This is a genomic window from Kitasatospora sp. NPDC101801 (assembly GCF_044766665.1).
Classification (GTDB): domain Bacteria; phylum Actinomycetota; class Actinomycetes; order Streptomycetales; family Streptomycetaceae; genus Kitasatospora.
In genome coordinates this window covers 1-12,098 of sequence record NZ_JBIWML010000035.1, presented here as the reverse complement: position 1 = coordinate 12,098, position 12,098 = coordinate 1, and the positions used below count along the sequence as shown (strand labels likewise).

Below are 12,098 nucleotides of genomic sequence, written 5' to 3'. Positions count from 1 at the left end.
CGAACACCGCCGGGACAACTGGCAGGATGGGCCCATGCCACAGCTCACCGGACTGCACATCTACCCCGTCAAGTCGACCTACCGGCTCAGCCCGGAGAGCGCCCAGGTCGAGCCCTGGGGGCTGCTGGGCGACCGGCGGTGGATGCTGGTGGACGAGAGCGGCCGGGCGGTCACCCAGCGGGACGAGCCCACCCTCGGGCAGTTCCGGGCCCTGCCCTCCCCGGACGGCTCGCTGGCGGTCACCGGGCCGGACGGCAGCAGGCTGGAGGTGGCCGCCCCCTCGGTCGCCCACGGCGCCCCCGAGGTGAAGGCCGAGGTGTTCGGCACCCTCTTCGCCACCGCGCTGGCCGCCCCCGAGGTGAACGACTGGTTCGCCGGCTGGTTCCCCGGCGTCCGGCTGGTGCACCTGGACGACCCGCTGAGCCGGCCCGTGAACCCCGAGCACGCGGGCCCCGGCGACACCGTGACGATGGCCGACGGATTCCCGCTGCTGCTCACCACCACCGGTTCGCTCGACGAGCTGAACGCCCGGATCGCCGAGGACCACCCGGACGACGAGCGCAAGGGCGCCGCCCTGCCGATGGAGCGGTTCCGCCCCAACCTGGTGGTCGACGGCACCCCGGCCTGGGCCGAGGACCACTGGCGCCGGGTCAGGATCGGCGAGCTGACCTTCCGGGTGGCCAAGCCCTGCGGCCGCTGCCTGGTCACCACCACCGACCAGGAGACCGGCGTCCGCCAGGGCCCCGAGCCGCTGCGCGCGCTCGGCCGGCACCACCGGATCGGCCAGAAGCTGGTCTTCGGCCAGAACCTGATCCCCGAACGCCCGGCGGGCTTCACCGGGCTGATCGGCACCCTGCACCTCGGCGACGAGCTGACCGTGCTGGAGTGAGCCCGGCAGGACCAGCGCGTCGGAACCGAAAACCTGCTCGCTCGTTGTATCCGGTGTGGCAACCGCAGCGTCCGGGGCAGGTCGTTGGCTGAGACCCCCCGATCGCCGGCGGGTCCGAGGTGGGGATGGCAGGTCGTCATGGGTGAGCACAGGGTCCGGGTCACGCAGGACAGCGCCTCGCGCTGGCGGCGCCGGGCGGGCGAGTACGAGACCCTCGCCGAGGCGATCGCCGCCGCCGAGCCCGGCGACACGCTGACCCTGCGGGCGGGCACCTACCGGGAGAACGTCGCGCTGGACAAGGCGGTCGTGCTGCGGCCCGCCGACGGCCCCGGCAGCGTCCGGATCAACCCCTCCAGCGGCGTCCCGCTGACCGTCACCGCCGGCGCCCAGGTGCACGGCCTGGTGATCGAGGGCGGCGACAGCTCCGTCCCCGCGGTGCTGGTCACCGGCCCGGACACCGCCGCCGAGCTGGCCGGCTGCCGGGTGGAGACCCGGGCCGCGGTCGGCGTCGAGGTCACCGACCGGGCCGCCGCGGTGCTGCGCGGCTGCACCGTGCTCAACCCGAGCGGCCTGGGCGTCAGGCTCCGCTCCGGCGCCTCCCTGCTCGCCGAGGACACCGAGTTGGCCTCCTCGGCCCAGGCCGGTCTCGCCGTGCTGGAGGGCGCCACCGCCCGGCTGGCCAACTGCCGGGTGCACCACGCGGGCGGCGCCGGGGTGCTGCTCGCCGAGCAGGGCAGCACCGCCGAGCTGACGGGCTGTGAGATCTACGAGATCCGCGGCAGCGGCGTCCAGGCCGAGTCCCAGGCGACCGGCCGGCTGACCGACTGCGAGATCCACCGGGTCACCGGCAACGGCGTCACCCTGGACACCGGCGCCGAGCTGACGCTGACCGGCTGCCGGGTGCACGACCTGCCGGAGAACGCCGCCGACCTGCGCCGGGGCTCCCGGCTCCGGCTGGAGAAGAGCACCCTGCAGGACTTCGGCCGGGGCGCGCTCTCGGTCTGGGAGCCGGGCACCCGGGCCGAGGCGGTGTCCAGTGAGATCCACTCCAGCAGCAGCGACTTCCCCGCCGTCTGGGTCTGCGCCGGGGCCGAACTCACCCTGACCGACTGCTCGCTGCACGACCTGCGGGACGCCCTCTCGGTGCTCGACCAGGGCTCCCGGGTGACCGCCAAGGACTGCTCGTTCAGCCGGATCGGCAGCTCGGCGGTCTCGGTCAGCGGCGGCGCCACCGTGGCGCTGGCCGACTGCCGGATCCAGGAGGCCGGCACCGGGCTGTGGTTCCGCGACCACGGCAGCGGCGGGACGCTGACCGGCTGCGAGATCTCCGAGGTGAGCACCGGGGTGATCGTCACCAAGGGCGCCGACCCCGAGGTCTCCGACTGCACCGTGCGCGGCGCCGCCGAGGCCGCCGTGTACGTCTTCGCCCAGGGCCGGGGCAGCTTCACCGACTGCCGGGTCTCGCACGGCAAGGGCTTCGGCTTCTACGTGCTGGACGGCTGCCGCACCGCGCTGACCCGGTGCCGGGCCGAGCAGAACGAGCAGGCGGGCTTCGAGTTCTCCGAGCCGGGCCCGGTCACCGAGGGCTGCGTCTCCGACGACGTGGCCCCGGCCGCGCCGGAGCTGCCCGCTCCCAGGACCGCCCAACTCACCACCGCCGCCGCCGCCGCCGCCCCGGTGGCCACCCCGATCGCCCCGATCCCGGACTACCGGCCGGCCGACGAGGCGCTGGCCGAGCTGGAGTCGCTGATCGGCCTGGCCACCGTGAAGCAGGAGGTGCGCACCCTGATCGACCTGATCTCGGTCGGCCGCCGCCGCCGGGAGGCCGGGCTGAAGGCGCCCTCGCTCCGCCGCCACCTGGTCTTCACCGGCTCCCCCGGCACCGGCAAGACCACGGTGGCCCGGCTCTACGGCGAGATCCTGGCCTCGCTCGGCGTGCTCCAGCAGGGCCACCTGGTCGAGGTGGCCCGGGTCGACCTGGTCGGCGAGCACATCGGCTCCACCGCGATCCGCACCCAGGCCGCCTTCGACCGGGCCAGGGGCGGGGTGCTGTTCATCGACGAGGCGTACGCGCTGGCGCCCGAGGACGGCGCCCGGGACTTCGGGCGGGAGGCGATCGACACCCTGGTGAAGCTGATGGAGGACCACCGCGACGAGGTGGTGGTGATCGTGGCCGGGTACACCGTCGAGATGGAGCGCTTCCTGAGCGCCAACCCCGGGGTCTCCTCCCGGTTCTCCCGCACCGTCACCTTCCCGGACTACTCCGCCGCCGAGCTGCTGGAGATCGCCCGCTCGCAGTGCGCCGAGCACGAGTACGCCCTCGCCGGGGCGACCGAGGGGGCCCTGCTGGAGCACTTCGCCGGGCTGGAGCGCGGTCCCGGTTTCGGCAACGGGCGGACCGCGCGGCAGGTCTTCGAGACCATGGTGGAGCGGCACGCGATGCGGGTGGCCCACCTGACCGACCCGTCCACCGAGGAGCTCCAGCTGCTGGTGCCGGCCGATCTGCCGGTTCCGCCGCCCCGTTCCGGTGTGACGATCTGACAGGATGGCGGAGGGAATCCAGCGAAGGGCCGATCAGATGTCCGACACCAGCAACCTGCTGGCCGAGCAGCGCCGGGCGCTCATCCTCGACGAGGTCCGGCGGCGCGGCGGCGTCCGGGTCAACGAACTGACCCAGCGGCTGAGCGTGTCCGACATGACGATCCGCCGGGACCTGGACGCGCTGGCCAGGACCGGAGCGGTCGAGAAGGTGCACGGCGGCGCGGTCGCGCCCGGCGCCCCGCTGGCCCACGAGCCCGGCTTCGAGGCCAAGTCCTCGCTCGAACCCTCCGCCAAGGAGCAGATCGCCCGGGCCGCCGCCGCCCTGGTCACCCCCGGCAGCGCGATCGCCCTCTCCGGCGGCACCACCACGTACGCACTGGCCCAGCAGCTGCTGGAGATCGACCGGCTGACCGTGGTGACCAACTCGGTGCCGGTCTCCGAGGTCTTCGAACGGGCCCGCCGCCAGGGCGCCGGGGCGGCCACCACGGTGATCCTCACCGGCGGCGTCCGCACCCCCTCGGACGCCCTGGTCGGCCCGGTCGCCGACCGGGCGATCCGCTCGCTCCGCTTCGACCTGCTCTTCCTCGGCGCCCACGGCCTCTCCGCCGACGCCGGACTGAGCACCCCCAACCTGGCCGAGGCGGAGACCAACCGGGCCCTGATCGAGTCGGCCCGCCGCACCGTGGTGGTCGCCGACCACACCAAGTGGGGCGTGGTCGCGCTCTCCACCATCGCCCCGCTGACCGCCGTGCACAGCTGGGTCACCGACCCGGGCCTGCCGGCCCCGGCCGCCGCCGAGGCCCGCGCGCAGCTGCGCGAACTGCTGATCGCGGACTGAGGCCCTCGCTACTCGCCGCCCACCAGCGGGAGTTCGAAGTGCAGCGCGTCCCCGTCCGTCCGGACCAGCGCCAGGCCCGCCTTGCGCAGCACGCCCTGGGAGGCCGCGTTCTCGACCGTGGTCTCGGCCCGGAACACCCGCGCACCGGCCGCCCTGGCGTGCGCCAGCACCGCGAGCACCGCCTCGGTGGCGTACCCCTGGCCGCGTTCGGCCGCCGCCAGGCCGTAGCCGACCTCGACCGCGCCGGTGTCGTCCGGGCCGCCGTGGAAGCCGATGCCGCCGATCGCGGCGCCGTCGGTGCGGCGGCGGATCTCGAAGTTCCCGAACGGGTGCGGGTCCTGGCCGTCCTGACAGCCCTTCAGGAACATCCGGGCGCCGGTCCGCTCGCCCTCGGTCGGGTAGCCGGGCGCCCAGTGGTCGGCGGGGCCGGGCTCGCCGGCGGCCACCCGTTCGGCCTCGTCGGGGGTGAAGGGGTGCAGGGTCAGGCGTTCGGTCAGAAGATCATCCATGTCGCACTGAATACCATCTGCCCGGTGCCGGACGCCAAGGCTTTTACCGGCTCAGCTCGCCCTCGCCCTTGAGGAAGAGCTCCAACTCCTCCTGGAACGGGGCGATGTCGATGCCCTGGCCGGCCAGCCAGTCGTCGGAGTAGTACTTGTCCAGGTAGCGGTCGCCCGGGTCGCAGATCAGCGTCACCACGCTGCCGTGCTCCCCGGCGGCCCGCATCTCGGCCACGATCCGCAGCGCGCTCCACAGCCCCGTACCGGTCGACGCCCCGGCCGTCTTCCCGAGCACCCGCTCCAGCACCCGCATCGCGGCGATCGACGCGGCGTCCGGCACCTTCATCATCCGGTCGATCGCGCCCGGCACGAAGCTCGGCTCCATCCGGGGCCGCCCGATCCCCTCGATCCGCGAGCCCCGGTCGCAGGTGGCGTCCGGGTTGTGGTCGACCCAGCCCTCGAAGAAGCAGGAGTTCTCCGGGTCGGCCACGCAGATCCGGGTGTCGTGCTGCAGGTAGTGCACGTACCGCGCGATGGTGGCCGAGGTGCCGCCCGTCCCGGCGGTGGCGACGATCCAGGCCGGCTCGGGGTGCGGCTCCAGCCGCAGCTGGGCGAAGATCGACTCGGCGATGTTGTTGTTCCCCCGCCAGTCGGTGGCCCGCTCCGCGTAGGTGAACTGGTCCATGTAGTGCCCGCCGGTCCGCTCGGCCAGCTCCGCCGAGACCTCGTAGACCTCGCAGGCATTGTCGACAAGGTGACACTCGCCGCCGTGGAACTCGATCAGGTCGATCTTGGCCTGGCTGGTGGTCTTCGCCATCACCGCGACGAACGGCACCCCGATCAGCTTGGCGAAGTACGCCTCCGAGACCGCCGTCGAACCGCTCGACGCCTCGATCACCGGCTTCCCCGGCCGGATCCAGCCGTTGCACAGCGCGTACAGGAAGAGCGAGCGGGCCAGCCGGTGCTTCAGGCTGCCGGTCGGGTGGGTCGACTCGTCCTTCAGGTAGAGGTCGATCCCCCACTCCTCGGGCAGCGGGAAGCGCAGCAGGTGGGTGTCGGCCGACCGGTTCGCGTCGGCCTGGACCTTGCGCACGGCCTCCTTGAGCCAGGCCCGGTACACCGGGTCGGTGCGGTCCACGTCCGTGCTCTCGCTGGCCATCGCGCTGGTCTCCTCGGTCTCGCGGGTCAACTCCCGTCGGCAGTACCGAGTGTAACCGACAACTACGATAAGTAACTTTACTGCTGCCCCCAGCTTCCGCTTATCGGTGAGCCGGCCGCACCCGGGGGCGCGACACCCGACAGCACTCAACTCCCGGTCGCCGTCGGCCCGTCCGGCCCATACGGTCGTGTCACGGGGTGGGACCGTCGGCGCAGGAGGCCAGGATGCAGCAGTACCGCCGGGAGCTGGAGACCCCGGACGACGACGGCCACTGGTCCCGCCAGGACGGCGTCCCCCTGCCGAATCCCGTGGAGTACGACGGGACGCCGCAGCGAGCGGCCAACCACCTGCGGGACGTGTTCGTCCGTAAGCTCTCCTCGCCCGCCCCCGGGCCCCGGGCGGTCAGGGTCCGCTTCTGGGACGGGGCCGAGGCGGTCGGCGAGCCCCGGGCCGAGACGGAGTGGTCACGCGAGTGACGCGCCCACCCCGGACCCGGCCCTGGCCCTGACCCACCGCCTACGCGACGGCCGGCCAGGAGTCGGCTCAACTCCGGGCGAGGTCCGCCCGCTCGCCGACCCCGCCGGAACCGCCGGCGGGCAGGACGGCCGATGGCAGGAATTCGGCACTCCCAGGCTCCGCCGCACCGTCGCCCGCCCGGGCGGCGAGCAGAGCGCTCGCAGTCCTGATGTTGGCAGGGTCGGCCGCCTCGGACATCAGAGCAGCGGCGGTGACGGCGTCCGTCTGCGGTGGGACCACCAGAAGGCTCAACCGGTGCGGGGCGTACGAGCACACCATGATCATGTGTTCGTCCTGCTCGACGGTGAACCAGCCCGCGTGAACGGTGTGACCCACCACCGGGATTCGCGAGGGGATGACCGGCCACTGTGCGGGGTTCACGGTGATCCTGGCGACCCGGGCCCACCGCCGGTCGAGCTCGGCGGCCAGGGCGGGCAGCTCGAGCAGAAGGTCACGTGACCGGGGCCACCAGGCCCCGTCCAGCCGACCGGCCCGCACACCGTCGGGCGCAAGGGAGAACCGCGCAGCAGGGTCGGGGGTGGTCGGCGTCGTCGCGCGATCGAGGATCGCAGTCATGATCAGAGACCTGTCTCCGCACCCGCCGACCAGGGCCGGGCCCGGGATAGCCGTTCACCGGAGACGACGCCGGGTCAGGTGTCGGCATGCGAAGTGCCTTCGGTGATCCCCACACTACTCTCGGTACCGCCCGGACCGGGCACCACCGCCCCCTGCCTGCCGGCAGGCCGAACGCCCGGGCCGCCTCATGGTGACCCGGGCCTCCGGCGGCCGTGCGCGACACTTCCCGGTCGCGCGCCCTCGGTGGCTCAGCGGTTGAACAGGCCCTTGACCTTGTCAACGCCCTCCTGGACCTTGTCCTTCGCCTCGTCGGCGGCCTGCTTCAGCTTGGACTCCGCCTGGTCGCCCTGACCCTCGGCCTTGAGCCGGTCGTTCCCGGTCGCCTCGCCGACCTTCTCCTTGGCCGAGCCGACGACCTCTTCCGCCTTGTGCTTCACCTTGTCGGACGCGTCACTCATGTCGGTGCCTCTCGTGTCGACGGTGCCGTGCGGTAACGGCACAGATACCGAGTGTCACCCGCGCGACACCGGGGCGCGACCCGAGGCAGGCCCGGGCGTCCCACCACCGGCCGATCCCGGCCACTTCGCCCCGCCGGCGGCCCGAAGACTAGCTCCTCCTCGGACGCCGACAAATCTATGCTGGCGAGAGTAGACATTGGCGCCGACTGTGCTTAGAGTTTCTCTCGTAGCCAGCAGTCAGCGGTACCCGCCAGACACGAACTGGCGGGTTGCAGTTCAGCAGTTCGCAGGTCGGCACGGTGGTGGAGTTCTGGAGCCAGGCTTGGTGCAGTACGGCGACAGGGCTGACGACCGGGCCGGGCTGCCCGCAGTGATCAGGGGCAGCCGTCGAGCGGTATCGCAGGACGCACGTCGATTCGCAGTCACCAGCACTACGCGGGATCCCAGCAAAGGCGCCGGACTGCGGGCGCACGTGCCGGGAGGTCCGGCCAGTGGGGTTCCAAGCCGAGCAGGTGAGCAGGACGGGCGACGGGGCTGGCTGCCGGACCAGGTGGGCACACGGCCACCTGAGCAGGACGAGGCAGTACGCAGCACATCAGTCACGCAGAGGAAGAACGGAGGGCGCAAGCGCCATCAGGATCGCCCGGGCCCATGAAGCACGCAGTTCCGTCCGGGCGGACACCGCAGACCCCCCAATGTACGAAGGACGGTGGTTTCCGGTCACGCATTTGCGATCCCCGCACTCCCCATCCCCTCGGGGCGTTGCGGACACAAGGAACCCGGCCCAGGGCCGGTAGATGGTGTTGTTCCCCTTCGGGGCCCCGGAGCCGTCATGGCGCCGGGGCCCCTCCACGCGTTCCCCCACCAGGTAAGAGAAAGAGGTGCAATGGCCACGACCACCAACCGGCCCCACACTCCCCACACTCCCGAGGCCCCCGCCGCCGCCAGCAACTTCGACGACGACGACTACCCCGCCTACACCATGGGCCGCGCAGCCGAGATGACCGGCACCACACCGGGTTTCCTGCGCTCCCTGGGCGACCAGGGCCTCATCACCCCTCTGCGTTCCGACGGCGGCCACCGCCGTTTCTCCCGCTACCAACTGCGGATCGCGATGCGCGCCCGCGACCTGGTCGACCAGGGCACCCCCATCGACGCCGCCTGCCGCATCGTCATCCTCGAGGACCAGCTCGAGGAAGCCCTGCGCATCAACGAACAACTCCGCTGCTCCCCGCACACCCAGGAGCACCCCGAAGCCAACTGACCACCGGTGTCGGTGACCCGTCGGCCCACCGACCGGGCAGCCCGCCGCCGGCCGTGCCCACACCGGCGCGTCGCGCGACGAACTCGTGAGGATTTTGTCCAAACACGCTTTGCAGCTGTTCGTCCGGGTGTTCGGCGGCAGCCGCAGGCGTCTTGGACTGCGGCGGCGTGCCCTGCCGACACTCTTTTGAACGGTGCTGATGTGATCGCGGCCATCGACTCCCAGATGCGTACTGAGGCCGCGAACGACGAGGACCCCCACTGCAGTGCCGTCGGGTCCTTCGTCTGCCCTGGCGGGTGGGTGCGGAGGATACGAGGTTCGAACTCGTGAGGGGTTGCTGCCCCCGACACGCTTTCCAACTGTTCGTCCGACCGTCCGGGGATGTCCAAGAGCGTCCAGACCTGCGGCGGAGTGGCTCGCTCGCCCAGCATCGGACGCCGCCGTACGGGGGTGAATGCCACCAGAACTGCAACCAGGCCAGTCGGCCGCCAGATCAGAGGCTCCTATTCCTACTTCTTTGATAATCTGGCTCCATGACTGAGATGCCCTACAGCATTGGTGAGGGGCCAGCCACCAGGGTCAGCCTCTCCCTGCCCGAAGGTACGGCCGAGGCGATCCGCCAACGGGTGGGCAAGCGCGAGTTCTCGGCGTTCATCGCTGCCGCTGTGGAGCGGGAGCTGCGCGGCCAGATCTTGGACGAGTACCTGGCCGACTATGAACATCGGAAGGGATCGATTTCGGCGGCGGAGCAGGAGCGCGCGCGGCAGGTCTTCGACGAGGTGTCCGCCGAGGAGGGCGGATGGCCCGTCGCAAGCTGAGCCACGAGGGCACCTTGGTACTCGATTCCGAGGGTCTCTCCAAGCTGCTCAACGACCATGAGCCGGCCGTAGCGTTGGTCGCGGAGGCCCGGAAGCGAGGCATGGAGGTGGCGATCAGTGCGCTGACCATCATCGAAGCCGTGCACGGCCGTACCGACCAGGCCCGTCTGCGATGGATTCTCTCTGGGCTGCGGATCGTCCCAGTGGGAGATGAAGAGGCCCGGACAGCTTCCGCGATGTTGATCGCTGCCGGTCTGCACGGCCACAAGTACGCGATCGACGCGGCAGTGGCCGAGATGGCGGTGCGGCAGCAGCGACCGGTCGTCCTGCTGACCTCGGACATCGACGACATGACCAAGCTCTGCGGTGATCGCGTGCGGCTTGTGCTCGTATAGGCGACAGCGACGTACGGTGGTTGCCCCCCGTTCCATCGGGTGCGATGACGGCCCTTCGCGATGACCGACTGTCAGATGCGCTCGCCACAATCGCCCGCATGGAGACCAGATCTGACTGGACACTGGAACTGCAGCTGGGGATCGCACAGCAGGCGGCAGCCAGCGAGGAAGTGACAGCTGCGATCGCAGCCGCCGTGGCACATATGAAAGGCGGGCGGGGAGGACATCGCAGAGGGGGAAAAGCGCTGGTCCGCCTGCTGCAAGAAGCCCGTGCACGAACTGCTGAAGCAGGCGAGTGGCAGGTTGTGCGGCTCGTGCAGGACTCCTTGGACTACGCGGAGCGCCGGATTCTGAAGCCGGACTTCGAGCAGGTGCCGGCCGACCCGGCCAGCGAGGTGTCCAGCCATCTAGGCAACGAGGACGGCTTATCGCTCGTCCCAATGGAAAGTGCCGTCACTACCGCGAAGCCGAGGGTCATCCAGAACGCCCAGTCGCGGTACAGCGGCTGGTCGTAGACATGTAGTACCGCGTTGCGGTGCACAGTCCGGCGCTGCCGCCTGGGTGGGAGCCCGGCGTCTCTGCTCATATGTCCATGGTGCGTGCCGTGCGGAGTACCTGCAGCGTTCCATGGGCCGGATGGGATGGCCTTAGCTGCTGGAGTGCAGGGCTGAGAACACTGCTAGCTTCGAGTCAACTGCAACCAAAACTGCAACCACGGAACGACGAGGGACCCGGCTGCAGTGCGGTCGGGTCCTTCGTTTGCCCTGGCGGGCGGGTGCGGAGGATACGAGATTCGAACTCGTGAGGGTTGCCCCCAACACGCTTTCCAATTCTGCTGGACCCCGTCCGCCAGCGGCCGTACCCGTTCCGATCTGCGGTGGAGTAGGTCGCTGCCCGAGCGCTGAACCGAGCTGGACGGGGGTGAATGAGACCAGAACTGAGACCGCTACGCTGTGGGATCGACCGGCGGGCACCGGGCGTTGGGCAGCTGTCGGTGTCTTTGGGGTGCTAACGATCGGCCGAGAATCGGTGGAGATCAGGACCCGCCGTCGGCTTGAAAGTTGAGGAGTGAACGAACTTCGGACCCCAGCTCATCGTTCGATATTTCGTGGCCGCGACTGAAGCTCTTCAGGTAGGCGGGGCCGCTGGTTCTATCCGCCTTGTATGTGTAACAGACTTCTGATTGTTCACATTGCGGGCAGAAGAGGCTTGCCACATAGGGGAACATGGCAACGGGCCCGCTTGGGCCGAGCGCATAGAACAAGTCACCGGCCACGGGGCGAGTCCAGATGTAGGTTCGGCGCTCGAAGTCGGGATGGTCGCCCATTGCGTAACCCGCGACAACGCTGAAGTCTCGTGCCTGCGGCCGATACTCGCACGATCTGATGAGTAGCCACGGGAGGTGCTCAAGGAATGCGCTTGCAGCCAGCGCGGCCTCCAGGTGGGGCGTGTGCTGAGCCACGCGCAAGGCGGCCTCTTGTCTACTCTTGGGTTTGTTGCCGTGAGCGGAGCGATTGCGTTCCTCGCGCAGGGCATTAAGATGCGCCAACACTCCTTGGTTGCCTCGTTCTCCGCCGAGAGCAGTTCGAAGTCCAGGGATCAGGTCGGGTTGGAATTCGGCAAGAGGACGGATACGTCCGAGCCAAGTTGTCCAAGTGCCGAAGGTGACGCCGCTATATGTGAGATGCGCGCGCTGGAGAGCCGCCAGGGCCGATTGGTCTTCTTCTCGGTACCCCTTTCCTTCTACGACATTCCCACGAAGCACTGCTGCCACTGTTGTACTCATGACGATTGCGACTGCCTCGGCTGCGTCGAGCAGCGCCTCGTACTGGTCCCGAGGCGTGTGTGCCAGCAGAAATGCGCGAGTTGCGCGGGCAATTGGGTGCGGCAACGAGGCTTCCGCATGTGTCAGTACTGGGGTGGGTGCTATGGCGTCGTCCTTCACGAGGCTGACACTGCCCTGCGGGCGCGGCCGCGTTGGGTGTTGTGTTGAAGCGGGACCTCTGGGGAAAGGAGCAGCGCTATCGGCATGTGGTGACGGAGCCTTGACCAGGGTCATTGCATGATCGCGATCTGTCCGGGTTGATCACGTGAGGCCGAGGGCTGCCAGGGGTCGGTGGTGGTCGCGGCCGGTGTGGCGGAGG

General features: G+C 70.2%; 13 protein-coding genes. 8 read left to right on the top strand and 5 right to left on the bottom strand.

What is annotated here, in order from left to right:
* Positions 1–34: 34 nt before the first annotated feature.
* From ACIRPK_RS28640 to ACIRPK_RS28630, 3 genes are all read left to right on the top strand, one after another.
* Positions 35–889 (top strand): MOSC domain-containing protein, encoded by an 855-nt coding sequence (locus ACIRPK_RS28640; protein WP_403043473.1) that lies wholly within the window; start codon positions 35–37, stop codon positions 887–889.
* Positions 890–1,027: 138 nt separating this feature from the next.
* Complete coding sequence (locus tag ACIRPK_RS28635; protein WP_403043470.1) at positions 1,028–3,430, top strand: right-handed parallel beta-helix repeat-containing protein; 2,403 nt, start codon at positions 1,028–1,030, stop codon at positions 3,428–3,430.
* A 37-nt stretch (positions 3,431–3,467) separates the two neighbouring features.
* Complete coding sequence (locus tag ACIRPK_RS28630; protein WP_403043468.1) at positions 3,468–4,268, top strand: DeoR/GlpR family DNA-binding transcription regulator; 801 nt, start codon at positions 3,468–3,470, stop codon at positions 4,266–4,268.
* Between the two features lie 8 nt (positions 4,269–4,276).
* On the opposite strand, the gene ACIRPK_RS28625 is transcribed toward ACIRPK_RS28630, so the two are convergent.
* Complete coding sequence (locus tag ACIRPK_RS28625; protein WP_403043466.1) at positions 4,277–4,777, bottom strand: GNAT family N-acetyltransferase; 501 nt, start codon at positions 4,775–4,777, stop codon at positions 4,277–4,279.
* Positions 4,778–4,820: 43 nt separating this feature from the next.
* Positions 4,821–5,927 carry a PLP-dependent cysteine synthase family protein gene (locus ACIRPK_RS28620; RefSeq protein ID WP_403043647.1) on the bottom strand — a complete coding sequence of 369 codons (1,107 nt, stop codon included), beginning with the start codon at positions 5,925–5,927 and terminating at the stop codon, positions 4,821–4,823.
* A gap of 224 nt (positions 5,928–6,151) precedes the next feature.
* Here ACIRPK_RS28620 and ACIRPK_RS28615 point away from each other — a divergent pair, with 224 nt between their 5' ends.
* Positions 6,152–6,403 carry a hypothetical protein gene (locus tag ACIRPK_RS28615; protein ID WP_403043464.1) on the top strand — a complete coding sequence of 84 codons (252 nt, stop codon included), beginning with the start codon at positions 6,152–6,154 and terminating at the stop codon, positions 6,401–6,403.
* 67 nt (positions 6,404–6,470) lie between these two features.
* Here the strand turns inward: ACIRPK_RS28615 and ACIRPK_RS28610 are convergent, their stop codons facing one another.
* A complete protein-coding gene (locus ACIRPK_RS28610) occupies positions 6,471–7,019 on the bottom strand; it encodes a DUF5994 family protein (RefSeq protein ID WP_403043462.1) in 549 nt (182 codons plus the stop codon).
* 248 nt (positions 7,020–7,267) lie between these two features.
* The gene (locus tag ACIRPK_RS28605; RefSeq protein ID WP_403043459.1) at positions 7,268–7,477 is read right to left on the bottom strand and encodes a CsbD family protein; all 210 of its coding nucleotides are present in this window, start codon (positions 7,475–7,477) and stop codon (positions 7,268–7,270) included.
* Positions 7,478–8,363: 886 nt separating this feature from the next.
* Here ACIRPK_RS28605 and ACIRPK_RS28600 point away from each other — a divergent pair.
* The 4 genes from ACIRPK_RS28600 (at position 8,364) to ACIRPK_RS28585 (ending at position 10,469) form a co-directional block, all read left to right on the top strand.
* Positions 8,364–8,741 carry a MerR family transcriptional regulator gene (locus ACIRPK_RS28600; protein WP_403043456.1) on the top strand — a complete coding sequence of 126 codons (378 nt, stop codon included), beginning with the start codon at positions 8,364–8,366 and terminating at the stop codon, positions 8,739–8,741.
* 533 nt (positions 8,742–9,274) lie between these two features.
* Positions 9,275–9,559, top strand: coding sequence for a hypothetical protein (locus tag ACIRPK_RS28595; protein ID WP_403043454.1), 285 nt, complete (start codon positions 9,275–9,277; stop codon positions 9,557–9,559).
* A complete protein-coding gene (locus tag ACIRPK_RS28590) occupies positions 9,541–9,954 on the top strand; it encodes a PIN domain-containing protein (protein ID WP_403043451.1) in 414 nt (137 codons plus the stop codon). The genes ACIRPK_RS28595 and ACIRPK_RS28590 overlap by 19 nt, the downstream gene beginning before the upstream one ends.
* A 98-nt stretch (positions 9,955–10,052) precedes the next feature.
* Positions 10,053–10,469 (top strand): hypothetical protein, encoded by a 417-nt coding sequence (locus ACIRPK_RS28585; RefSeq protein WP_403043449.1) that lies wholly within the window; start codon positions 10,053–10,055, stop codon positions 10,467–10,469.
* Positions 10,470–10,990: 521 nt separating this feature from the next.
* Here the strand turns inward: ACIRPK_RS28585 and ACIRPK_RS28580 are convergent.
* Complete coding sequence (locus tag ACIRPK_RS28580; protein ID WP_403043446.1) at positions 10,991–11,899, bottom strand: hypothetical protein; 909 nt, start codon at positions 11,897–11,899, stop codon at positions 10,991–10,993.
* Positions 11,900–12,098: the final 199 nt, after the last annotated feature.